Source organism: Archangium violaceum Cb vi76 (genome assembly GCF_000733295.1).
Classification (GTDB): Bacteria; Myxococcota; Myxococcia; order Myxococcales; family Myxococcaceae; genus Archangium; species Archangium violaceum.
Window position 1 is genome coordinate 13,879 of the sequence record NZ_JPMI01000057.1, and the last position, 23,017, is coordinate 36,895.

23 protein-coding genes are annotated in these 23,017 nt (G+C 69.9%); 7 read left to right on the forward strand and 16 right to left on the reverse strand.

Features of this window, described 5'->3' with window-relative positions:
- The first annotated feature begins 205 nt into the window (after nt 1–205).
- Nucleotides 206–814 (forward strand): TetR/AcrR family transcriptional regulator, encoded by a 609-nt coding sequence (locus Q664_RS09790; RefSeq protein WP_043392619.1) that lies wholly within the window; start codon nt 206–208, stop codon nt 812–814.
- 21 nt (nt 815–835) lie between these two features.
- Here the strand turns inward: Q664_RS09790 and Q664_RS09795 are convergent, their stop codons facing one another.
- The 11 genes from Q664_RS09795 to ku form a co-directional block, all read right to left on the reverse strand.
- Nucleotides 836–2,047 (reverse strand): cytochrome P450 family protein, encoded by a 1,212-nt coding sequence (locus Q664_RS09795; protein ID WP_052517906.1) that lies wholly within the window; start codon nt 2,045–2,047, stop codon nt 836–838.
- Between the two features lie 24 nt (nt 2,048–2,071).
- Nucleotides 2,072–2,569: a SpoIIAA family protein gene (locus Q664_RS09800; RefSeq protein ID WP_160174372.1), complete on the reverse strand. Its 498-nt coding sequence runs from the start codon at nt 2,567–2,569 to the stop codon at nt 2,072–2,074.
- Nucleotides 2,570–2,799: 230 nt separating this feature from the next.
- The gene (locus Q664_RS09805; protein ID WP_043392625.1) at nt 2,800–4,218 is read right to left on the reverse strand and encodes a tetratricopeptide repeat protein; all 1,419 of its coding nucleotides are present in this window, start codon (nt 4,216–4,218) and stop codon (nt 2,800–2,802) included.
- Nucleotides 4,218–4,742 (reverse strand): 2-amino-4-hydroxy-6-hydroxymethyldihydropteridine diphosphokinase, encoded by a 525-nt coding sequence (gene folK, locus Q664_RS09810; protein ID WP_043392628.1) that lies wholly within the window; start codon nt 4,740–4,742, stop codon nt 4,218–4,220. The genes Q664_RS09805 and folK overlap by 1 nt, the downstream gene beginning before the upstream one ends.
- Nucleotides 4,739–5,506: a fumarylacetoacetate hydrolase family protein gene (locus Q664_RS09815; protein WP_043392630.1), complete on the reverse strand. Its 768-nt coding sequence runs from the start codon at nt 5,504–5,506 to the stop codon at nt 4,739–4,741. The genes folK and Q664_RS09815 overlap by 4 nt, the downstream gene beginning before the upstream one ends.
- Entirely contained in the window at nt 5,503–6,285 is a 783-nt protein-coding gene (dapB, locus tag Q664_RS09820; protein WP_043392633.1) for a 4-hydroxy-tetrahydrodipicolinate reductase, read from the reverse strand. Before dapB ends, Q664_RS09815 begins: the two co-directional genes overlap by 4 nt.
- Before the next feature lie 199 nt (nt 6,286–6,484).
- On the reverse strand, nt 6,485–7,375 hold the full coding sequence (gene dapA, locus Q664_RS09825; RefSeq protein WP_043392635.1) for a 4-hydroxy-tetrahydrodipicolinate synthase: 891 nt from the start codon (nt 7,373–7,375) through the stop codon (nt 6,485–6,487).
- Nucleotides 7,376–7,391: 16 nt separating this feature from the next.
- Complete coding sequence (gene lysA / locus Q664_RS09830) at nt 7,392–8,633, reverse strand: diaminopimelate decarboxylase (RefSeq protein WP_043392637.1); 1,242 nt, start codon at nt 8,631–8,633, stop codon at nt 7,392–7,394.
- A 155-nt stretch (nt 8,634–8,788) separates the two neighbouring features.
- Nucleotides 8,789–10,588, reverse strand: a complete 1,800-nt coding sequence (locus Q664_RS09835; RefSeq protein ID WP_052517907.1) for a TIGR04551 family protein — start codon at nt 10,586–10,588, stop codon at nt 8,789–8,791.
- Between the two features lie 77 nt (nt 10,589–10,665).
- Nucleotides 10,666–11,523: a bifunctional DNA-formamidopyrimidine glycosylase/DNA-(apurinic or apyrimidinic site) lyase gene (gene mutM / locus Q664_RS09840; RefSeq protein ID WP_043392640.1), complete on the reverse strand. Its 858-nt coding sequence runs from the start codon at nt 11,521–11,523 to the stop codon at nt 10,666–10,668.
- A gap of 55 nt (nt 11,524–11,578) precedes the next feature.
- The gene (gene ku, locus Q664_RS09845) at nt 11,579–12,508 is read right to left on the reverse strand and encodes a non-homologous end joining protein Ku (protein WP_052517908.1); all 930 of its coding nucleotides are present in this window, start codon (nt 12,506–12,508) and stop codon (nt 11,579–11,581) included.
- Nucleotides 12,509–12,754: 246 nt separating this feature from the next.
- On the opposite strand from ku, the gene Q664_RS09850 reads away from it, so the two are divergent.
- Nucleotides 12,755–13,579: a M48 family metallopeptidase gene (locus Q664_RS09850; protein ID WP_043392642.1), complete on the forward strand. Its 825-nt coding sequence runs from the start codon at nt 12,755–12,757 to the stop codon at nt 13,577–13,579.
- Nucleotides 13,580–13,632: 53 nt separating this feature from the next.
- Here Q664_RS09850 and Q664_RS09855 read toward each other — a convergent pair whose 3' ends face one another.
- Complete coding sequence (locus Q664_RS09855) at nt 13,633–14,673, reverse strand: YihY/virulence factor BrkB family protein (RefSeq protein WP_043392646.1); 1,041 nt, start codon at nt 14,671–14,673, stop codon at nt 13,633–13,635.
- Nucleotides 14,674–14,730: 57 nt separating this feature from the next.
- On the opposite strand from Q664_RS09855, the gene Q664_RS51875 reads away from it, so the two are divergent.
- A complete protein-coding gene (locus Q664_RS51875; RefSeq protein WP_052517909.1) occupies nt 14,731–15,423 on the forward strand; it encodes a hypothetical protein in 693 nt (230 codons plus the stop codon).
- 165 nt (nt 15,424–15,588) lie between these two features.
- On the forward strand, nt 15,589–16,545 hold the full coding sequence (locus tag Q664_RS09865) for a DMT family transporter (RefSeq protein WP_043392648.1): 957 nt from the start codon (nt 15,589–15,591) through the stop codon (nt 16,543–16,545).
- Nucleotides 16,546–16,557: 12 nt separating this feature from the next.
- Here Q664_RS09865 and Q664_RS09870 read toward each other — a convergent pair whose 3' ends face one another.
- Genes Q664_RS09870 through Q664_RS09880 form a run of 3 tightly spaced genes read right to left on the reverse strand, consistent with a single transcriptional unit; the run spans nt 16,558 to nt 19,245 of the window.
- The gene (locus Q664_RS09870; protein WP_052517910.1) at nt 16,558–17,613 is read right to left on the reverse strand and encodes an alpha/beta hydrolase; all 1,056 of its coding nucleotides are present in this window, start codon (nt 17,611–17,613) and stop codon (nt 16,558–16,560) included.
- A gap of 33 nt (nt 17,614–17,646) precedes the next feature.
- Nucleotides 17,647–18,666 carry a tRNA epoxyqueuosine(34) reductase QueG gene (gene queG, locus Q664_RS09875; protein WP_043392650.1) on the reverse strand — a complete coding sequence of 340 codons (1,020 nt, stop codon included), beginning with the start codon at nt 18,664–18,666 and terminating at the stop codon, nt 17,647–17,649.
- A gap of 18 nt (nt 18,667–18,684) precedes the next feature.
- A complete protein-coding gene (locus Q664_RS09880) occupies nt 18,685–19,245 on the reverse strand; it encodes a cob(I)yrinic acid a,c-diamide adenosyltransferase (protein ID WP_043392651.1) in 561 nt (186 codons plus the stop codon).
- A gap of 198 nt (nt 19,246–19,443) precedes the next feature.
- On the opposite strand from Q664_RS09880, the gene Q664_RS09885 reads away from it, so the two are divergent.
- The gene (locus tag Q664_RS09885) at nt 19,444–20,238 is read left to right on the forward strand and encodes a thymidylate synthase (protein ID WP_043392653.1); all 795 of its coding nucleotides are present in this window, start codon (nt 19,444–19,446) and stop codon (nt 20,236–20,238) included.
- Nucleotides 20,235–20,714, forward strand: a complete 480-nt coding sequence (locus Q664_RS09890) for a dihydrofolate reductase (protein ID WP_043392655.1) — start codon at nt 20,235–20,237, stop codon at nt 20,712–20,714. Before Q664_RS09885 ends, Q664_RS09890 begins: the two co-directional genes overlap by 4 nt.
- Here Q664_RS09890 and Q664_RS09895 read toward each other — a convergent pair.
- The gene (locus Q664_RS09895; RefSeq protein WP_052517911.1) at nt 20,702–21,031 is read right to left on the reverse strand and encodes a hypothetical protein; all 330 of its coding nucleotides are present in this window, start codon (nt 21,029–21,031) and stop codon (nt 20,702–20,704) included. The genes Q664_RS09890 and Q664_RS09895 overlap by 13 nt on opposite strands.
- A gap of 118 nt (nt 21,032–21,149) precedes the next feature.
- Here Q664_RS09895 and Q664_RS09900 point away from each other — a divergent pair, with 118 nt between their 5' ends.
- Nucleotides 21,150–22,994: a cytochrome c/FTR1 family iron permease gene (locus Q664_RS09900; protein WP_043392658.1), complete on the forward strand. Its 1,845-nt coding sequence runs from the start codon at nt 21,150–21,152 to the stop codon at nt 22,992–22,994.
- Nucleotides 22,995–23,017 lie beyond the last annotated feature (23 nt).

Consider the following 23,017-nt stretch of genomic DNA (forward strand, 5'->3'; position numbering starts at 1 on the left):
GGACACCAGGACCGTGGCAGTTCATGCCACGGAACTGGCAGAAACCGCCACGTGTTCCGGGGTGTGACAGTTCCCGCCACGGATTGTTAGGCTGCGTGCCATGCCCCAGCGAGTGCGACTCCCACCCCAGGAAAGGCCGGCCACGGGTGCGGCCCGGGAGCCTCCGCCCCTCACTCTTGCTCCGCGAGAGGGGCGTGATCAGGCGATGCTCGAGGCCTCGCTTGCCGTCATCAGCCTGTTCCTGCGGGAGCGCACGAGCGACTTCTCCGTCAAGGAGCTCGCGGCCCACGCGGGCCTCTCCGAGCGGACCTTCTACCGGTACTTCCCCCGGAAGGAGGACGCCATCCGTCCGGCAGTCGACGCGTCACTCGCGCGCATCGTCTCCGACATGCGCGCCGTCCCTCGCGGCAAGACCCTGCGCGAGGCGATGGTGGAGGCGCTCAGCCGGTCCCTCACGGAGGAGAACGCCCTGAACTGGGAGAACCTCCTCTCCGTGCTGAACGAGACGGACAGTCTCCGCGCGGTGTGGCTGCAGATCCTCACCAACGCGGAGCTCGCTCTCGCGCACGCCGCCGCCGAGCGGCTGGGGCTCTCCGCGGACTCGCAGCGGGCGCGCCTGACGGGAGCCATCCTGGTCACCGCGGGACGCCTCGCGCTGGAGCAGCCGTCCTCCGCGGGGAGAAAGCGTGACCCGGGTGAGGTTCTCGCCGAGTACCTCGATCTGCTCGGCCCGACCCTGTTCGAGGAGCCCGCGGATGGGCGCGGGCCCGTGAGACGCTCACCGCCCCGGCGCTCCCGTCAGCGACGCAGGTAGGCGCGCGGCCAGGGCCGGACTCTACAGTTTGACCGGCAGCTGCTTCGGCCCGCGCATGAGGACGCCCGTGCGCCACTTCAGTGACTCGGCCGGCTTGGACAGGCGCAGGTTCGGGAACCGGTTCACCAGTGTCTGCAGGGCGATCTGTCCCTCCAGCCGCGCGAGCGGTGCCCCCAGGCAGTAGTGGATGCCCAGCCCGAAGGACACGTGCCTGTTCGGCTCGCGGCCCAGGTCCAGCGTGTTCGGGTCCTTGAACTGGCGCTCGTCCCGGTTCGCCGACGCGAGCACCGCGAAGACCAGGTCCCCACGCGGAATCGTCACCCCGCCCACGGTGATGTCCTCTCGCGTCACTCGCTCCGTGGAGACCTCCACCGGGCTCGCGTAGCGCAGGAGCTCCTCGACCGCCGGCCCGATGAGCTCCGGCTCCTTCCTCAGCCGCTCCAACTGCTCGGGGTGCTGCAACAGGGCCAGCGTGCCGCCGGAGATCAGGTTCACCGTGGTCTCGTGCCCCGCCACGAGCAGGAGGAACGCCATGCTGACCAGCTCGTCCGGGGTCAGCTTGTCACCCGCCTCCTCCACCTGGATGAGCGCCGAGAGCAGGTCGTCTCCCAGCGACGTGCGCCGCTGCGCGATGAGCTTGCGCAGGTAGCGCGTGAACATCACCACGCTCGGGACCGAGAGCAGCACGTCCGTCATGTCCGTATTCGAGACGAGCCGGTTGGACCAGTGCTGGAACTTCCGGTAGTCGCCCGGAGGCACTCCCAGCATCTCGGCGATGATGGTCACGGGCAGCAGGAACGCGAACTCCTCGACGAGATCCATGGAGCCCTTGCGCGCGGCCGCGTCCAACAGGCTGTCCGACAGGGCCTGGACGCGCGAGCGCAGCCGCTCGACGTACTTCGGCGTGAAGGCCTTGTGCACGAGCGCGCGCAGCCGGGTGTGGTCCGGCGGATCCCGGCTCAGCATGTTCTGCACGAGCGGCGTGAAGAACTTGAAGAACCAGGGCATCTTCGCCCGCTGCTCCTCGTTCATGCTGCCGAGGCGATCCTTGCTGATGCCTCCGTGCTTCAACACCTGGGTCACGTCCTCGTAGCGCGTCACCAGCCAGCCCACCTCGTTGCCGGGGGCCTGGATGCGGAAGACGGGCGCCTCCTCGCGCAGGCGCGCGTAGAGGGGGTACGGGTTGGCCTTGAAGCGCTGCGACTTGAAATCGGGCTGCGTCAGGGTCTGCATGTGAAGAGCCTCCCGTGGGAGGATCTAACACGGCCCGGACAGCTGCGCGGGGCCGCATCCGGACCCCGTCCCCGCGAACATGCCTTCGTACAGATGGCTCCGCACGCGCTCGGCCTGGGCCCCCAGTCCCGACTCCTCGAGGTGCCACGCCGCCCAGGCCCTCGCCGCGTCCAGGCGGGTCACCAGCGTGTAGGGCACCGGCGGCGGCCGGAAGTGGAAGATGACACTCATCGTCAGCACCACCGTGGGCGAGGTGATGACGTACGCCAGCCCCAGCAGCGTCCGGCGCATCAACGCCGCGTTCTTCTCGAGCCACAACGCGTGCCGCTGCCGCTGCTCGCTCGACAGGAGCCACAGGGCGCTCAAGTCGAAGATGCAGACGTGCCGCTCTCCCCGCTGCAAATATTGAGTGGACCTGTCGAGGTAGGCCTCGAACTCCTGGCGAGAGAGCTCGCCGGTGAGACGCACGCCCAGCAGGGGCCAGAGAGAGTCATCGAAGGTGAAGGGGGCCGCGCGATTCATGGGAGCCATGATGTGGAGGCGATCCCATTGTTCAGCAAGGTGCGCTCGTGTGTTTTGCCCAACCCGCGCGGTCGGGCACCATCGCAACGCACTTCTTCAACTCGGGTGCCACGCGCCACGGATTCAACCCGGAGTTCGTGGCACCCTCACCCCGTCCCTCTCCCGGAGGGAGAGGGGTTCTTGGCTGCCGGGGGTTCTTGGACTTCTTGCAGCTGTATGGGTTTCCGGGGCTACTGGCTCAGCTTCGCCTGCAGCGAGGCCTGGGCCGCGTAGCCCGGCGCCGAGGCGGCCAGCTTCGTCCAGAGCGCCTTCGCGCCCTTCATGTCGCCCTTGGCCTTGAGCGTCTCGCCCAGCTGGTCCACCGCCGCCGGGTCCGAGCCCACCGCCACGCCCCACACCCGGTCCGCCGTGGGCTTGCCCAGCCCCACCAGCGTCCACGCCAGGCCCGCCTTCACCCGCCCGTCCGGCCGCAGCGGCATCACCTGCCGGTACGCCGCCAGCGCCTCGTCGTAGCGCCCCTTGGCCAGCAGCTCCTCGCCCTGCTCCACCGTCTGCGTCAGCTGGGCCTCGAGTTCCGGCGTGCGCTCCACGTTCTGCATCGCCTGCACCGTCTCTTGCGAGATCGTCGGCGCCGCCGTGTTGTCACCGCCACCCGCCATCGGCCCGGACGCGCCGCCGCCCCGCAGGCCCCCGCCCGCCATCGGCCCCTGCGCCATCATCTGCCCGCCAGGCGTCAGGTCCAGCTTCGAGGCCCGGATGCGCCGGTCCTCGGCCCGCGTGGCCTGCCACTTCGCCATGCCGCCGGCCTTCACCGCCTCGTCCGTCATGCGGGCCAGCTTGCGCGCCAGCGCCGCCCGCGGCGAATCCGGGTGCGCCGCCAGGAAGGCCTCGAAGCCCTCGTACGCCGTCCGCAGGGAGCTCAGGTTCTCGCCCTTCGTCTCGTACAGCAGCGCCGAGCGCCCGAAGAGCGCGTCCGCCGACGTGGGCTCCACCTCCAGCACCCGCTCGTACGTCTTCAGCGCCCCCGCCGCGTCTCCGGAGAGGAAGTGCGCGTTGGCGCGCATCGACTCCACCTCCAGCACCGGCTCCAGCGCCGCGCGCGCGCAGGCCGCCGCTCCCGCGGTGTCGCCCTTCTTCGCGCGCTCCGCCGCCACCGCCACCATCTCCTCCACCGGCGTCGCCGACGAGAAGCCGCACTTCGCCTCCGCGGGGCTCTTCACCGCCGCCTGGCCCAGCTTCTTGCGCTGCGCCAGGAAGAGCTCGCGCGCCCCCTTCCCCTTCTCCTCCGCCTGCAGGAAGTAGGGGATGGAGTCCGCCGCCCGGCCATTCGTGTAGTAGAGCTTGCCCAGCGACGAGGCGATCTCGAACGTCTTCTCCCGCTCGCGCAGCCCCTGCATGCTGTCCAGCTGCTGGAGCAGCTCCGCCGCGGACGGAGGCGCCCGGCCCGTCATCGGCGGGTGGCCCTCCGGCATGGCGCCCGTGGCGGCGGCGCCCGAAGCGCCCGAGCCGAAGCTGGGGTGGCCCTCGGGCAGGCCCTGGGAGGCGGCCGGACGCTGGGCGTCCGAGCCGAGGGGCGGGTGACCGGCGGGCAGGTGGGTGGGCTCGGCCGCGAGCAGGGCCGCGGCGGTCAGGGCGAGGGAGAGGGTCATCACTCGGTTACCGGGAGAAGGGTTTCGGGCCACCAGGTGGCCTCGCACCGGCGCACATCCTGGGGCGCCAGCTGGGAAAGCAGCTCCACCACCGTCATGCCGAGCACCGGGTGCTCCGCCTGGGGAGCGAGCTCGGCGAGCGGCTCCAGGGCGAATCGGCGCTTGTGCAGTTCCAGGTGGGGCACCTGGAGATTGGGATCCGCCACCACCTCACCCTCCCACAGGAGGATGTCCAGGTCGATGGGCCTCGGTCCCCAGCGCGGTCCTCCGGGCTCGCGGCCCACGTCGCGCTCGATCTGCTTGAGGATGCACAGCAGCCGCTGCGGCGGCAGGCCACACTCCAGGGCCACCACGGCGTTGAGGTAGTGCGGCTGGGGCGGGCCCACGGGCGCACTCTCGAAGAGAGACGAGCAGCGAAGGACCGCCACTGCATCGATACGGGACATCGCCTCCAGGGCGGAGACGAGTTGGGCTTCGCGGTCTCCCTCGTTGGAGCCCAGCCCTACATAGACGGTGGCGCTCAAGGCCCCATCTCAACAGGGTTGGCCAGGGTCCCGATTCCCTCCAGCTCCACTTCCACCACGTCCCCGGCCACCAGCCGGCCCACCCCCGAGGGCGTCCCCGTGCTCACCAGGTCGCCCGGCAGGAGGGTCATGATGTGGGAGATGAAGGACACCAGCCTGGCGGGGCTGAAGACCATGTCGGACGTCCGGCTGTCCTGTCGCACCTGTCCATTCACCCGGCAGAGAATCTGGAGATCCGCCGGGGACAGGCCGGTGACGCTCCAGGGCCCGGCGCACGCGAAGGTGTCGTAGCCCTTGGCGCGGGTGTGCTGGATTTCCCGGCGCTGGACGTCGCGGGCCGTCACGTCGTTGATGCAGGTGAGGCCCCAGATGGCGCGAGCGGCGGTGGCCTCGTCGGCGTTCTTCAGGCGCTCGCCGATGACGAGCCCCAGCTCCGCCTCGTAGTGCACCTCCTGGCTCACCGGGGGAAGCTGGATGGGCGAGCGGTGCGCGTTGAGCGCGGTGGAGGGCTTGATGAAGATGAGGGGCTCGACCGGAACGGGCTTGCCCATCTCCTCGGCGTGCTTGCGGTAGTTCTGCCCGATGCAGACCACCTTGGAGGCCTCGGAGGGCACCAGCAACTGGACCGCGCTCAGCGCCACGCGCCGGCCGGTGTCCTTTCCGCCGGCCCAGGGCGCGCCGGAGAGCACCACCACCTCTTCACCCTCGATGCGGCCGTGGTGCGCACCCCCCTCGTGTTGGAAACGGCAATACCGCGTCGTCATGACGTCCTCTGGAAGCCGAGCACGTCGGCCATGTCGTAGAGCCCCGGCGAACGGCCCGTCACCCAGCGCGCCGCCCTCAGCGCCCCGAGGCCGAACTGGTCCCGGTTGGTGGCCCGATGGGTGAGCTCGATGCGCTCGCCCTCGCCAAAGTAGTACACGGTGTGCTCGCCCACGACGTCTCCGCCGCGCAGCGTCTGCACCCCAATCTCCTGCTTCGGGCGCGCGCCCATCTGCCCGTGCCGGGCGAACGTCAGGTCGTCCTGGCTCCGGCCCAGCGCCGAGGCGAGCACCTCGGCCAGCTTGAGCGCCGTGCCCGAGGGCGCGTCCTTCTTCATGCGGTGGTGCGCCTCGAGCACCTCCACGTCGTAGCCCTCGCCCAGCACGCGGGCCAGCTCGGCGGCCATGCGGATGACCACGTTCACGCCCACGGACGTGTTGGGGGCCAGCACCACGGGGATGGACTTCGCGCTCGCGGCGAGCTCGGCACGGGACTCGGGGGTGAAGCCCGTGGAACCGATGACCATGGCGACACCGCGCTCGGCGCACTGGCGCGCGTGCGCCACGCTGGCCTCCGCGCTGGTGAAGTCGATGACCACCTGCGCCCGCGCCGTGTCGAGCACCCGGCCGAGATCGTCGCCCCCGGGCACACCGAGCTGCTCCAGGCGCGAGGTCTGGCGCGCGGTGGCTCCGGCCAACTCCAGGTCCTTGGACTCACGGACGAGCCGCAGCAGGGTGCCGCCCATGCGGCCAGTGACTCCAGTGATGACGGTGCGGATCATGGTGTCCTCGAAACCCTCACCCCGACCCTCTCCCGGAGGGAGAGGGGATGTGTTGGCCCTCTGTCCACAGTGCGTGGTTCACGGTGCGTGGGTCACAGTGCGTGGTTCACAGTGCGTGGTTCACAGTGCGTTGCTCCCTCGCTCCACTCCCCTCTCCCCTCGGGAGAGGGACGGGGTGAGGGTGCCACGCATCCCGGGTTCAACCCTGGACGAGGCCCAGCTTGCGCAGCTCGGCCTCCAGCTTCTTCGCGTTGGGCTCGGACATGGGGACCAGGGGCAGGCGCAGCTCCGGTCCGAACAGTCCCAGCTTGTGCAGCGCCCACTTCACGGGAATCGGATTGGACTCGATGAACAGCAGCCGGTGCAGCTCGTTCATCCGCACCTGGAGCTCCCGCGCCTTCGCCAGCTCACCGGCGCGAGCCGCGGCCACCAGGTCCGCCATCATCCGCGGGGCCACGTTGGAGGACACCGAGATGACCCCCTTGCCGCCGCAGGCGATGAACGGCAGCACGGTGAAGTCATCGCCGGACAGGAGCGTCAGCCGGTCGCCGCACTTCTCCATCAGGTCCACCGCGCGGGGCATGTTGCCCGTGGCCTCCTTGATGGCCACCACCTCGGGCACCTCGTCGCACAGGCGCAGCGCCGTCTCCGGCAGCAGGTCCACGCCCGTCCGGCCCGGCACGTTGTAGGCGATGATGGGGAAGCCGGGGTGCGCCCTGGCCACCGCGCGGAAGTGCTCCACCAGGCCCGCCTGCGTGGGCTTGTTGTAGTAGGGCGTGACGATGAGCGTGCCAGTCGCGCCGGCCTCGCGGGCGCTCTTCACGTTCGCCACCGTCTCCGCCGTGCTGTTGGAGCCCGCGCCGGCCACCACTGGCACCCGGCCCGCCGCCTCCTCCACCGCCACGCGGATGGCGCGGAAGCGCTCCTCGGCGGACATCGTCACCGCCTCGCCCGTGGTGCCCATGGGGATGAGCACGTTCGTCCCCCCGGCGATCTGCTGCCGGACGAGCGCACGGAAGGAAGCCTCATCGAACGCTCCCTCCCGGAAGGGGGTGGCGAGCGCGGTCATCGAGCCTTCGAAGGTCCTCATGCTGCGGCTTATATGTTCAGGGCCGCTCGCCGCGCCAGAGATCCTCGACGCGCTCCCGCTCGCGCACCACCCGCCAGGCGTCCCCGTCCACCAGGACCTCGGCCGGCCGGGGCCGCGAGTTGTAGTTGGACGCCATGCTCATGCCGTAGGCGCCGGCCGTCATCAGCGCGTACAGCTCGCCCGCCTTGGGCAGCACCAGCTTGCGTTGACGGGCCAACACGTCGGTGGACTCGCACACCGGCCCAACCACGTCCACCTCCACCTCCTTGCCGCGCCGCTGCACGAGCGGCTGCAGCCCGTGGTGGGCGTCGTAGAGGGCGGGGCGCATCAGGTCGTTCATGCCCGCGTCCACCACCACGAACTGGCGGGCCGGCGTCTTCTTGCGGAAGAGCACCCGGGTGACGAGCACCCCGGCGTTGCCCACCAGCAGGCGGCCCGGCTCGAAGACGAGGGTGGCGCCGGTATCGCCCGCGGCGGCGATGGCGGTGCGCGCGTACTCGGCGGGCGTGGGGGGCGTCTCCTCGGTGTAGGTGATGCCCAGGCCCCCGCCGATGTCCAGGTACTGCAGCGCGTGCCCCTGGGCCTTCAGCTCCTTGTAGAGCCCGGCCATCTTGGTGAGCGCGGCCTTGAAGGGCGCGGTGCGGGTAATCTGCGAGCCGATGTGGCAGTCCACCGCCACCGCCCGCAGGCCCTTCATCTTCTTGGCCCTGGCGTAGAGCGCCACCGTGTCCTCGAAGGGGACGCCGAACTTGGACGTCTTCAGGCCGGTGGAGATGTGACGGTGGGTGCGTGCGTCCACGTTGGGATTCACACGCAGGGCGAAGGGCGCGCGCTTGCCCTGGGCGCGGCCCACGGCGTCGAGCAGCTCCAGCTCCTCGGGGCTCTCCACGTTGAAGAAGAGGATGCCGGCGGAGAGGGCCTGGGCCATCTCGTCGGCCGTCTTCCCCACGCCGGCGAACACCGTCTTGCCGGGCTGGCCACCCGCGGCCTTCACCCGCGCCAGCTCACCGCCGGAGACGATATCGAAGCCACTGCCCTCCTCCGCCAACAGCCGCAGCACCGCGAGGGTGGAGTTGGCCTTCATGGCGTAGCACACCAGGTGCGGGTGCTTGCCGAAGGCCTCCGTCACCACCCGGAAGTGCCGGCGCAACGTGGCGGTGGAGTAGACATACACGGGGGTGCCCACCGCGTCGGCGATGGCCGGCAGGGGCACGTCCTCGGCGTGCAGGACACGCTTGCGATAGCTGAAGTGATTCACGGCGTCCCAGCGTCAGGGGAGGGATTCGCCGGAGGCGGCGGTTGCGCCTCCGGAGCACGGGCTGGCGGACGCGGCGGCCCCTTGATACCGCAGGCCGCCCCGGCCAGCACCGCGAGCAACAGGATGAGACCGCGCGGCCCGGGCATGGCGCGCGACTAGAAGCGGATGCCCAGCGTGCCGCGGACGGCGTGGGCCGTCCCCAGCTCCACCCGCGAGTTCACGTTCGTCTCGTTCAGACCGTTGAGCGGGAAGAGCACGGACCAGTCCACGCGCGCCACGAAGCCGTCCTCCGTCTCGTAGCGGGCGCCCAGGTTCGTCTCGATGCCCAGCATCCGCTCGGTGCTCGAGGGCGTGGACTCGGCGTAGATGGACTGCGAGTAGATGGCGCTGCCGAAGAGGTCGAAGCCCTGCGTCAGCGTGTAGCGGATGGTGGGCTTCACGTAGATGGCGTCGGTGACAGTGCCCACCAGCTCGCGCCAGAGGATGCTGTCCACGCGGTAGGCACGGTTGAAGCGGAAGTTGCGGATGGAGTTGTCGCTGCAGCCGCCGGTGCCGCACCGGAACTGCGGGCCCTCCACGTTGCCCGGCTGGGTGGCGCCGTTCTCGCCCGTGCCCGGAATGCCCGGGTAGGCCCCGAAGCCCGGCGCCCGGTCACCCGAGGCGAAGCCCAGCTCCATCTGGAGGTTGAGCTGCCCGTTGAGCATCCGGTACTCGCCCACCGCCGCGCCGCCGAAGGCCATCACGTCCAGCGTCTGGTTGAAGCTGGGGTCGTTCGCCTGGTCCGCCGTCCGCGCCACGCCGTTGATCTGCCCGAGGTAGGCCGCCAGCTCCAGCTCCACGCGGAAGTTGCGCTCCTCGTAACGCAGCCACACGTCCGGGATGTAGAGCGTCGCGCCGCGCGGGACGTACTGGCCCGGCTGCACCTGCCCGCTGTCGTCACGCGCCGCGCTGTAGCGCTGGGTCCGCCAGCTGAAGTGCAGGCCGTAGTTGAGCACGCCCTGGTTGTTGTCCAGCTTGGCCCGCACCTGCTGCGGGGTGTCCCGCCGCGCCACGGCCAGCACCCAGCTGTGGCTGTCATCCGCACCGGTGACGTCCACCGCCTGGCCCTGCTCGCCGTTGGGGTAGGCGTAGATGCCCTCGTCGTTGAACTCGAACATGGGCGTCACGTAGAAGCCGTCGAAGGGCTCCGTGACGAACATGACGCGGTCCACCACGTCGCCGAAGTCACACTCCAGGCAGTTGCCGTCGTTGCGCAGCACGCCCAGGCCCCAGTGCGCCGTCATGCGGCCGAAGCGCAGCAGACCCACTGGCGTGGACACCTCGCCGTAGGCCTCGCGCAGCATCAGCGAGTCCTTCAGGCTGTTGATGGCCGAGCGGGGGGAGACCTGCCCGTCATTGAAGATGTCGAAGAGGTAGAAGTTGCGGTCCACCCCGCTCAGCGGCGAGGAGCCGAGGATCACATTGTCCAGGGCGTCCAGCTGGAGCTTCACCCGCACCTCCTCGGAGATGTTGAAGGTGGGCTCCAGGCGCAGGCGCATGTCGGCGAAGGCCTGCGTCTTCTCCGTGGGCCGGGGCCGGGGGAAGAGCTCGCTGCCCAGCGGCTTGTTCAGGCTGAACTGGTAGTAGAGGTTGGGCCTCATCCGGTAGTAGCCGTCGAGGGTGAAGATCTCCAGCTTGCGCTTCTCCTCGACCCACTCCTCCTGCCAGTCGGTGGCGAGCGACTGGGTGGCGAGCTGGGCGCGGATCTCCTCGCGCATCTCCTGCCGGGCGGCCTCCACGCGCTTGTCCACTTCCTGGCGGATGCGCTCCTCGAGGGAGTCTGCGGCCTCCGGGGTGGTGGCGGGAGCGGCGTTCTCCTGGGCGGGAGCCGGCGTCCCGGACTGGGGCGCGGGAGTCTGGGCGGTGGCCGTGGCGGAGGCGACGAGCAGTGCCGCCAGCAGGGCGTTGGACGACATAGGGGATTCTTCTCCGGGGCCGCGCGAGTGCGGCGGGTGCAAAGGGCGGGCGAGTCAAGCGGACCCGGCCAGGGGTGTCAACGACGGCGAGCGGTTGTCTTCCTTCGTCCGTCCGGGGGTTTACGGCCAGGGTGCTTCGGTTGGCACTGCGGACAGCAATGGGTGGTGCGCCCTCCCTGGGTGAAGGATTCCACGGTCGTCCCGCACCGGGCGCAAGCCGTCCCGGCGCGGCCGTAGACCAGGAAACGGTTCTCCGCCCCGTCCTCCAGGTACGCGGGCTCCTCGCCCTGCTGCTCCTCGAGGCCGAAGGTGATGGAGGCGTGGATGGCGTCCGCCAACCGCTGCCACTCCCCGGGCGTGAGCGAGCCGGGCTTGCGCGCCGGGTGCAGGCCCGCCCGGTAGAGGGCCTCGGCGGCATGGATGTTGCCCAGCCCCGTCACCCGGCCCTGATCCATCAGGGCCACCTTGAGCTCCTGCTTGGACGGGCCCACCGCCTCCTGGAGCTGCCCGGCGGTGAGGCCATCGGCGAGGGGATCCCTCCCCAGCTCCTTCACCGCGTCCAGCTCGTACAGGCGCGAGGCGGCGCACGGCTCCATGCGGCCGAAGAGGCGCGAGTCGGCGAAGTGGATGACGTCACCGGAGTCCAGGTGGAAGCGGGCGCGGCTGTAGGGGACGGGGACGCCCTCGGGGCGGCGGACGAAACGGCCCGTCATGCCCAGGTGGGCCATCAGTCCCCGGCCGCCCTCGAAGGTGAAGAGGAGGTACTTGCCGCGCCGCTCCAGCGAGACCAGACGGCCGCGCAGGGAGGCGAAGTCCTCGCGGCGGGCCCCGCGGAAGACGCGCGAGTCGTCCGCCTCGGCCCGCACCACGCGACGACCGTCCAGCCAATGGACGAGGTTGCGCCGGGCGATTTCGACTTCCGGAAGCTCGGGCATGCGGGGGTGCGGCATAACACCCTGGGCACGTCCCACGCATTGCTTACTTGAGAGGTCAGGCCTTCTTCTTCCCTGAACCGGAGCCGCCCTTGCCGCGGGTCCTCGCGGTGGTTCCCACCGGCTTCTGGCGCCCGGTTCGTTCCCGCGCCTCGCGAGCGGCCTGAGAACGCACCCGCAGGGAGCCGCGGGTGGCGGGCTCTCGCACCTCGACGCGCTGGGCTCCCCTGCCCTCCCGGCCGATGCGCGGCACCTCTTCCTCCGCGGGTGCCGGAGCCTCGGGAGGCACCTCGCGGACACCATGCGTCCGGGCCCGCCGCTCGAGGAAGCCGAGCAGCCGCTCGCGGTGCGTGTCCTGGTAGCGCTGGGGCTCGAAGTCCACGGTGCGGGCCTCGACCGCGCGCAGCACGGCCTCCACCTCCGTCTCGACGGGGCGGGGCGTGGGCAGGGACAGCTCGGGGTAACTGTCCTGGGAGATGAGCTCGTCCGCGTAGTGCAGCGTGGAGAGGACGAGGCCCCGCCCATGCGGCCACACCACGCACAGGTGCCCCTTGAGGTGCATCACCAGCCGCCCGATGCCGGCACGGCCCGAGGCCCGCAACGCCATGGCCAGGGTGGCATAGGGCCGCAATGCCTTCTCCCCCGGCATCACGTGGTAGGTGGTGTCGAAGAGGATGGGATCTATCTCCGACAGCTCGATGAAGTCCTCCAGGTCCACGGTGCGGCTGGCCTGGGGATCGAACGCCTCGAGCTCGCCGCGCGTCACCTCCACGTAGCGGCCGGGGCGGAGCTCATAGCCCTTCACCACGTGCTCGAAGGGCACCTCCTCGCCATCCGCCGAGCACACGCGCTTCTGCTGGATGCGGGCACCATCCGCGTCATGCAGGAGATGGAACTGCACCTGCCGGGACGACACGGCGCCGTAGAGCCGCACCGGGACGTGCATGTGCCCGAAACCGAGGGCGCCGGTCCAGACGGGACGAGACATGTGGGGCCTCCCTGGCACCCGGAGGGGCGCCATCTCCTAAAGTCCGCAGTGTCCGGAAGAGCGGCAAGGCACTCCGCGCTCACGGCCGGGGGCCCGCAGGGACGGCTGCCTCCGCGCATGGCATATCCATTCACGGGCGGCCGTCTCACGAGCAGACACCCGGTAACAGATGCTTGCCGAGTCCCCGGGGCGCTGAGTACGACCCCCCGGGTCATTCCGGCAGCACCCAGACAAGGAAGGCGACGCATGAAGCGGATTCTCTCGGTGGTCATGGCCCTCTCGCTGGCCATGGGGTTCACGACCGGTTGCGCGGCGGGCAAGAAGGTCAACGTGGGGCGCACGGCGGCGTCCCTCTTCATCTCCGACCAGCAGGAGGCGGAGCTGGGCAAGCAGGTGAAGCAGGAGCTCGAGACGAAGGAGAAGATCAAGTACGTCGAGGACGCGGCGGTGGTGGAGTACGTGAACACCGTGGCCAGGCCCATCCTCCAGGCGGCGAACCGGGACCGGGCGAACGTGAAGTGGAAGCTGCACGTCATCGATGACCCGAAGATGGTGAACGCGTTCGCCACGCCGGGCGGCTACCTGTACGTGTACACGGGCCTGCTGCTGGCGGCGGACAACGAGGCGGAGCTGGCCGGGGTGCTGGGGCACGAGGCCGCGCACGTGACGGGCCGGCACTCGGCGCAGGCGCTGATGCTGCAGTACGGTCAGGCGGCGCTCATCGAGGCGGCGCTCGGGAGGAACCCGGGGACGGCGGCGCAGATCGCCGCGAGCCTGGCGGGCACCGGCACGGGGCTGGCCTTCAGCCGGGGCAACGAGACGGAGGCGGACGAGCTGGGCGCGAAGTACACCTCGGCGGCGGGCTATGACCCGCGCGGGCTGGTGACCTTCTTCCAGAAGCTGGCGTCGGCCGAGGGCAAGACGCCGGGCTTCATGAAGTGGCTGAGCACGCACCCGCCCAGCGCGGACCGCGTGCAGCACCTCAACAGCTACATCGCGAAGAACAACCTGACGGGCTCGAACCAGGGAACGGGTGGTCTGGCCGGCATCAAGGCGCGCCTGAAGCAGTAGTCCGCCGGGCCCGCCCCGAGCCCTCAATGCAGGGGGGAGTGCTGTCCCGGCTCCTACCGCCGGGACGAGCCCTCGCCGGAGTCCTCCTGGACCTCGGCGGGGGGAAGGACCTCGGGGGCGGCGCGCTCGGCCATGCGCCGGCGCCAGCGCCAGAAGGCCAGCCGCTCCCGGCCCGAGCGGGGACCTCGGGGAGCGCCCTGGAGGTGGGGCGCCTCGATGGGTGGAGGCTTTCCTTCCGCCTGGGCGGCCTCGGCCTCGGCGTGCTCGAGGACGGCATTCACCTCGCCGCCGAGGATGAAGATGAGGCCGGTGAGGTAGAGCCACAGCAGCAGCACGACGACACCACCGATGGAACCATAGGTGACGTTGTAGCGGCCGAAGTGCTCGACGTACTGCGTGAAACCCCAGGTGGTGAGGAGCCACAGGACGGTGGCGAGCACCGCGCCGGGCGAGAGGAAGTTGTAACGGTGCCGGACGGCGGGCAGGCGCCAGTAGCACAGGGCCAGGGCCAGCATGACGAGGCACGCGGTGAAGGGCCAGCGCAGCCAGGACCAGATGGTGTGGTAGACGTTGAGGAAGTGGAGACGCCCGGCGATCCACTCGCCCACCTGACCGCCCAGCAGGAAGAGGGCGAAGGCGAGGGGGATGAGCAGGGAGCCCGCCACGGTCATGAGGATGGCGAGCCCCTGGGTCTTCCAGAAGGGCCGGTACTCGGGGACGTCGTAGGCGAGGTTGAGCGCGCGGCGGAACGCGTCCACGCCCCGTGAGGCGCTCCAGAGCGCCACCAGGAAACCGATGGTGATGAGGCGGGGCTGACTGTCCTGGACGAGCGACTGGAGGTGACCCTGGACGACTTGAAGGGCCTCGGCGGGCATGAGGGGGCCGAGCCGCTCCACCATGGCCTCCACGGCGCCCGGGGCGAACGGCAGATACGCCGCGAGCGTCACGAGGAAGAAGAGGAAGGGGAAGAGGGCGAAGAGGAAGTAGAAGGCGAGCTGGGCGGCGCACTCGGTGACGGCGTCCTCCTGGAGCTCCACCCAGAGGCGCCGGGCGAACTCGCGCCATGTCAGGTGCCTGGGCTTTCGGAACGGCATGGCCTCTCCCGCACTGTCGCGGATTGAAGCATCGAAGGTGGGGACGGGTGGGCCTTCGTGCAGCAAGAGACCAGGCAGGCGCTCGCCATCCACGTCCCTGCCCTGGACCTGCTAGCCTTTCCCTCCACCATGCTTCCGTTCCCCCTCGTCGTCCTTCTGACGCTCGCCGCTGGATCCGACCGCACCGTGCCCGTGGGGTGCCGTGAGGATTTCGAGACCTGCCGTGAGGACTGCACCATCGGTTACGGTGGCAGCACGACGAAGTACCGCCAGCTCCGCACGTGCCTTCAGGGCTGCGAGGAGGAGCAGTCGGAGTGCACCACCCGGCACTACTCCCTGCGGGACACGGGCTACGACATGCCCGAGAGGGAAACCGAGGAGCCCGCCCGGCGTCCGGAGACACCTCGGGACGGAGTGCGCCGGGGGGTGTACCGGACCGAGGAATCGGAACCGGCGCCCGAGGCGGAGCCGGCCGTGGCGAAGGAGCCGGAACCGGAGCCCGAGCCGAGAGTGGAACCGGAACCGGAGCCCGAGGCCCGGCCCGCGCCGAAGCAGAAGAACGAGGTGAAGAAGGCGTCGGCGAAGAGCGGGGAGATGCGCATCTTCGGCGATGAGGACTCCGAGGCCGAGCCGGAACCGGAGCCCGCACCGAAGCCGGCGCCGAAGCGGGTGGAGCCGCCGCCGCGTCCGGCACCGCCGCCGGAACCGAAGAAGAAGGACATCGCGGACTGGGATCCCAACGAGCGCTGAGCCCATTTCCCCCCTCCCCCGCGCCAGCCCCTCACCTCGGGGCTCACCTCGCGCGGACTCGCGGTGTACCGGTGACTCGCTATCGGACAGATGCGGCGCGTCACCTGCTCGAGGTGCCCGGTGATGTTCCGGGCCACCGGACAATCTGGTACGGGGTGCCCGGCGATGCGCGCATCCTCCCTTGAAGCCGTCTCTCCTCGTCAGGCGTCGCTCGGCCCCGTCTACGCCGCGCTGCTCGTCCAGGTGTTGATCAACACGGGCACGTACCTCGCCGGCAAGCGCGCCATGGAGGAGCTGCCTCCCGTCACCGTCGTGCTCTGGCGCTTCCTCCTCAGCGCCTTCGTCTTCTGCCTGCTGCTCCTCCTCACGCCCGGCCCCAAGGTGCCGCCTCGCTCCGAGTGGCGCCGCGTGCTGATGCTCGGCCTGCTCGCGGGGCCCATCAACCAGATGCTGTTCTTCTACGGGTTGTCGCAGTCCACCGCGGCCCATGCGGCCCTGCTGTATGCGTTGACGCCGCTGGGCGTGTACCTGATGAGTCTCGCTCGCGGGCACGAGCCGCCTTCCCTTCGCGCCTCGCTCGGCATCCTCACCGCGCTCGCGGGGGTCGTGGTGTTGTTGCTTGGACGTGGACTGGCCTCGGCTCGCGGCTCGCTCGTGGGCGACCTGCTCATCCTCGCCGCCGTGAGCGCCTGGGTCGTCTACACCACCGAGGGCAAGCCCTTCGCCGCCGCGCATGGGCCCCTTCGCTCCACCGCCTGGAGCATGGTCGCCGCCGCCGTGCTGCTGCTCCCCGTGACGCCCTTCGCGCTGGCTCCCGTCCGCACCTTCTCCGCCAGTGCTTCAGCGCTCGGCAGCATCGCGTACCTGGCCGTTCTCACGTCCGTCGTCGCGTACCTCATCTGGTACTACGCCCTGTCCAGGGTGCCCGCCTCCCGCGTCGCCGTCTTCTCCAACCTCCAGCCCGCTACCACCGCGCTCGCCGCCTGGGTGTTGCTCGGTGAGTCCCTTCACTGGGGCCTGGCGCTGGGGGGCGGGTTGGTGATTGCCGGTGTCCGGTTGACGCAGAGTGCTCCTCTCGTGCCCGTGCCTCGGCGCGAGGTGGAGGTGGTGGGGGAGGCGTAGCTGACCCTCTCCCTAGGGCGAGGCCGTTCCGGACATCCGCGTGGCGCGCACCTCCCGCACCACGTCGAGGATGGCGGCGCTCGTCTGACGTGCCTGTGTCGCATCCGTGAGGAGCGAGAGGTGATTGGCTTCGGGAATGATGCGGTACTGACCGCGGGAGGAGAGCGAGACCATCTCGCGTTGCAGGGCCTGGAAGGCGGGGAGGAACTCCGCCCCGGATGGGGACATGGCGGAACCCGCGCTCACCACCAGCAGCGGCATGTCACCGAGTCCCCGGGTGGCGCGCACCTGGGCCGTGGAGTCCGCCCAGGCCCGCAGCTCGGCATGCGCGGTCTCCACGTGCCGGACCGAGGAGGCGAAGACCGCGGCCTCCGCGGAGGCGCGCTCGGGCAGCCCATGCCCCAACTGGTCGAAGAGGCCCGTGGCGCGGACCAGGCCCACGTGGATGAGCACCGGCGCGAGCGCCATCATCTTCACGCCCAGCTCGAACTGCTTCCGGACGGACTCCGGCAACCGCTCCGTCTGGTCCGGGTGCGAGGCATCCAGCAGCACCATGCCGGCGACCTCACCCGGGTAGCGGTCGGCATACACACGCACGAAGAGCCCTCCCAACGAGTGCCCCACGAGAACGAAGTGTCCGGACTCGCCCGCGTTGGCGAGCAGGGTGTGGAGCTGCCCGGCGACATGCACCGCGTCGTGAGGCTCCTGGCCCGGCTCGCTCCAGGCCACCCCCGCCCGGTCGTACGAGCAGACGCGCGTGGTCTTCGCCACCTCGGACTGCACCCAGGCCCAGGCCGAGGACAGCGCACTGGCGCCCGACTCCAGCACCACGGTGGGACGCCCCTCTCCGGTGCAGTTCAGGTGCAACCGATGGCCGCCCACGTCCACCATCTTCCCCGGAGGCGGGAAGTCGCGCGCATCCGCCGCCGCGGACACGGCCTGGTACACCGAGCCGATGACCAGCAGCACGGCGAACCCGAGGCCCGTCCACAACAGGCGCCGCAACCAGCGCCGGCGCGGGCGGCCAGGGAACACGGAGGACACGGGAGTCTCGGACGAGGCGCTCATGCTCCTCCCGTACCACGAGTCGAAACGGGGTAACTACGCGTCCAGGTGCCGGAGTGCCCACTGCGCGGCGTGGCGCACCTGCTCGCTCGGGTCCTGGCTCAGCGTCTCCAGCAGGGAGCGGGCCTCGGCCTGCTTCATGGCACCCAGGGCATACACGGCATTGCGGCGCAGACCGTCGTACCTGGCCCGCGCGAGCGGCGTCCCGGGGATGAGCTGCTCGTACTGCTCCGGGGTGAGCGCGGCCAGCTCCATCACGCCGAGCTCCGCCACGGCCCGGGGCGAGAAACGCTCGTTGGGCGTGAAGACGGGGCCTCGGTTGAGGGGGCAGACGTCCTGGCAGATGTCGCAGCCGAAGACGATGTTGTCCATCTCCACGCGGAAGGACTCGGGCACCTCGGCGTGACGGTTCTCGATGGTCTGGTAGGAGAGGCAGGCCCGCGCGTCCACGCGTCCGTGACCCAGCAGCGCGCCGGTGGGACAGGACATGATGCACTTGCGGCAGTGGCCGCAGCGGTCGCTGGCGGGGCCGCCCGCGTATGAGTCCACCTCGGCGTCGAGGATGAGCGCGGACAGCAGGACCCACGAGCCGAAGGGCGCGGTGATGAAGCACCCATTCTTGCCCACGTAGCCCAGGCCCGCGCGCGCGGCCCACACCTTCTCCATCAACGGGCCGGAGTCCACGCTGCCGTAGTGGTGCACGCCGGGGTACGCCGCCGATAACAGCTTGCGGTAGGCCTTCAGCTTGTCGCGCAGAGTGGAGTGGTAGTCCCGGCTGCGCGCGTAGCGGGCGATGGGCGAGTCCTCCGCCCGGGGCTCATCCCGGTAGTAGTTGGTGGCGAAGGCGATGACGGTGCGCGCGCCGGGGAGCAGCTTGGAGACATCCAGCCGCTCGGCCGCCCGCGAGCCCATCCAGTCCATGTCCGCGGCACAGCCGGACTCCAGCCAGCCGAAGAGGAACTCGGGAGGGATGGGCTCGGCGCGCGCGAAGCCCACCAGGTCGAAGCCGACCTGTTCGGAGAGCTGGCGGAGGTGGGCGCTGGGCAGCGGAGTCACGGTCTCCTTCCATAACCGCTACTTCGAGGACTTCTCCGGTATCCACTTCACGTCCTGGATGCCCGCCCGGTGGTTGGCGATGCGAGCCATGACGAAGAGCAGGTCCGAGAGGCGGTTGAGGTAGACGACGGCCTCCTGCTGGGCCTCGCCCTCGCGCAGGGCGGCGACGACCCGGCGCTCGGCGCGGCGGCACACGGTACGGGAGAGGTGCAACGCGGCGGCCGCCACGCTGCCTCCCGGGAGGATGAAGTGCGTCATGGGCGACAGCTCCGTCTCGAAGGCGTCGATGGCCTTCTCCATGTCCGTCACCCACTCGGCCTTGAGCTGGGGGATGTGCTCGGAGGCCTTGGTGCCCACCGGCGTGGCCAGCACCGCGCCCACGGTGAAGAGCTGGTCCTGCAACCGCAGCAGCAGCGCATCCAGGTCCGAGGGCATGGACAGGGAGCGCGCCAGCCCCAGTGAGGCGTTCAGCTCGTCCACCTCGCCATAGGCGTCCACGCGCACGCTGTCCTTGCGCACCCGGCCTCCGCCGAACAGGCCCGTCTCTCCCGTATCCCCGGTCTTCGTGTAGATCTTCATGGCCGCGCCCTTCTAATGGTTTCCAGTGCGTCACCGCCACCGGAAGGAGCCCCCAGTGTGTACGGCGGGCTCGTACCGGGTGCCTTCGTTGTGGATCCGGCATCCCCCGTGTGCCCGAATGTCGCGCGTTCCACAGCGCCTGGGCTACAAGCCCGTCCCCCCTTTGCGTCTGGCAACGGGCGGGTGATCGATCCAACCATGAAACAGTACCTCGCCCTGCTCGAGCACGTCCTCCACCACGGAACGAAGAAGAGCGACCGGACCGGGACCGGGACGCTGAGCATCTTCGGCCACCAGATGCGGTTCGACCTCACGCAGGGGTTCCCGCTGGTGACGACGAAGAAGCTGCACCTCAAGTCCATCATCCACGAGCTGCTGTGGATGCTCGCGGGCGGCACCAACGTGCGCGACCTGCAGAAGCACGGCGTCACCATCTGGGACGAGTGGGCGGACGCGGAGGGCAACCTCGGCCCCATCTACGGGCACCAGTGGCGCTCGTGGCCCAGGCCCGGCGGCGGCTCCATCGATCAGATGAGCCAGCTCGTCGAGCAGCTGCGCAAGAACCCCGATTCGCGCCGGCACATCATCAGCGCGTGGAACGTGGCGGACCTGGACGCGATGAAGCTGCCGCCCTGCCACATCCTGTTCCAGTTCTACGTGGCGGACGGGAAGCTCTCCTGCCAGCTCTACCAGCGCAGCGCGGACATCTTCCTCGGGCTGCCCTTCAACATCGCCTCCTACGCGCTGCTGACGATGATGGTGGCGCAGGTGACGGGGCTCCAGGCCCACGAGTTCATCCACACCACGGGCGACGCGCACCTGTACCTCAACCACGTGGAGCAGGCCCGTGAGCAGTTGAAGCGCGAGCCTCGTCCACCGCCGAAGATGACGCTCAACGCCGACGTCCGCTCGCTCTTCGGGTTCAAGTACGAGGACTTCACGCTGAGCGGCTACGACCCGCACCCCGCCATCAAGGCGCCCGTGGCCGTATGAGGACCGTCTCCGCCATCGTGGCGATGGCCACCAACCGGTGCATCGGCCGGGACAACACCCTGCCCTGGCGGCTGCCCGCGGACCTCAAGCGCTTCAAGCAGCTCACGATGGGCCACACGCTCGTCATGGGCCGCAAGACGTACGAGTCCATCGGCCGGCCGCTGCCAGGCAGGACCACGGTGGTGGTGACGCGCCAGCGGGACTACGCGCCCGTGGGCGTGCAGGTGGCGCACTCGCTGGAGCAGGCGCTGGAGCTGGCACGCGGCGACGAGGTCTTCATCGCGGGTGGCGCGGACCTCTACCGGCAGGCCATGCCGCACGTGCGGCGGCTGTACCTCACGCGCATCGACCGCGACTACGAGGCCGACACCTTCTTCCCCGAGGTGGACCTGTCCGCGTGGAGGCTCGTCGCCGAGGAGCACCACGAAGCCACCGCCACCGAGCCGCCCTTCTCCTTCCTCACCTACGAGCGGTAGAGGCGGTAGAAGCGGAAGGCCTTGGGCCACTCGGCGCGGGGCTTGAAGGCGATGGCCACCTCCTGGCCTCCCAGCGCCGACTCGGTGAGGACCACGTGATCCTCGAAGGCCTTGGCCCGCTCGAACTCCTCGTCCGTCACCTTGCACACGGCCTTGTAGAAGGGCCCCGACAGCCACTGCGCCACCTCCGGCGCGTCCCGGAACTTCAGGTACGCCGCCAGGGACGCGTGCGCCGCCGCCAGCACCGCGAAGCCCGTGGGCACGCTCTCGCGGATGAGGATGTACATCTTCAGGTGCCCACCGCCGTCCGTGCTCATGCGACGACGCTAGCGGGCGAGCCTCTCTGTTGGAAACGATGAGGGCACCCTCTCAAAATGAATTGATTTTGATTCTCAAAATTGAAAAAACGGGTGGAGGACTGGTACACCCTCGAGCGTGAAGCGTACCGGTCTCCTGATCCTGTCCCTGCTGCTCGCGGCGCCCCTGGCCGCCGCGGATGAGGGCGCGTCCGAGGGGCGCACCTGGCACCGTCTGGTGGGCATCCTCCAGTATCTCCAGGCCGACTACCCGATGGCGGTGGAGTCGAAGTCCGACTTCGAGCTGGCCGAGCAGCGCAGCTTCATCGCCGAGGCGGTCGAGGCGGCCGGAGACCTGGGACCCCAGGGTCAGGCGTTCCTGCCGCGCCTGAAGGAGCTCCAGACGCGCGTGGACAAGGCCGCGGATCCCGAGGGCGTCAGCCGCGACTGCGGCGAGCTGGTGGAGAACCTGGTGCTCGCCGGAGGTCTGGCGCGCAGCCCGCGCACCCCTCCGAACCTCGAGCTGGGCGCCCAGGTGTTCCAACAGAACTGCGTGGCGTGCCACGGGAAGGACGGACACGCGGACGTGCCCATCGCCGAGACGATGGAGCCCATGCCGGCCAACTTCCATGATGCGGACATCATGGCCGGGCTCACGCCGTACAAGGCCTTCAACACCGTGGGCTTCGGCGTGCCCGGTACGGCCATGCCCGGCTTCCCCACCCTCACCGAGGAGGAGCGCTGGGCCGTTGCCTTCTACGTCCACACGCTGCGCCAGCCCGCGTGCGAGGGCAACCCGCCGCGCGTGTCGCTGGAGAAGCTCGCCAACACCACGGACCCCGAGCTCGTCCAGACCCATGGGCAGGAGCACCTCGCGTGCCTGCGCCGCAAGATGCCCGACGTGGACGAGGAGCGCGGCCTGCTGGCGGCGCGGAGCCACGTGGAGCAGGCGCTGAAGCTGGGCGCCGCCGGGGACTCGCTCGGGGCACGCAACGCGCTGCTGGACGCCTACCTGAACGGGCTCGAGCCGGTGGAGTCGACGCTGCGGGCCCGCAGTCCGGACCTGGTGCTGAAGCTGGAGAAGGCCTTCCTGGACACGCGGCTCGCCGCCGAGAAGAAGAGCCCGCACCTCCAGGACGAAGGCCGCGTCCTCCTGTCCCTGCTGGACGAGGCGCGGCGCGGCAGTGGCACCACCGCGGGCTTCGTGTCGGTGCTGTGGCTCACCGTGCTCATCCTCCTGCGCGAGGGCTTCGAGGCCACCGTCATCGTCGCCGCGCTGCTCGCCATGCTGCGCAAGATGGAGGCGACGACGTACGCCCGCGTGGTGCACGCCGGATGGAGCTCCGCGCTGGTGGTGGGCGCCCTCCTCTTCATCTTCGGCCGGCACCTGCTGGGCGGGGCCAACCGCGAGATGCTCGAGGGCGTGGCCGCGCTCGCCGCCGTGGTGATGCTGCTGTACGCGGCCCTGTGGCTCAACGCGCGCGCCAACATGAGCCAGTTCATGGGCGAGCTGCGCGAGAAGATGAAGGGCGCGCTCGGCAAGGGCAGCGCCACCGGCCTGTTCGCCATCGCGTTTTCCGCCGCGCTGCGCGAGAGCGTGGAGACGGCCATCTTCCTGCAGGGCCTCTCCCTCGACTCGGCGTCCGGCGTGGCCTGGGGTTGCGCCGCGGGCGCCGTGGCGCTCACCGTGCTGGTGCTCTTCATCAACCGCATGGGCTACAAGCTGCCCATGAAGACGCTCTTCAAGGCGTCCACGGTGCTGCTGGTCGTCACCGCCGTCATCCTGCTGGGCAAGGGACTGCGCGCCCTGCAGGAGGTGGGTCTGGTGCCGCTCAGCCCCATCCCGCTCTTCACCTTCGAGCCGCTCGGCATCTTCCCGGATGCCCTCACGTTCTTCCCGCAGCTGGTGCTGGCGGCCATCCCGCTCATCCTGCTCGTCATCAAGCGGCGCGCAAGCAGCACGCGGCTGGCGGACGCGTCGTAGTGCGTTGTCCCCTCTCCCTCTGG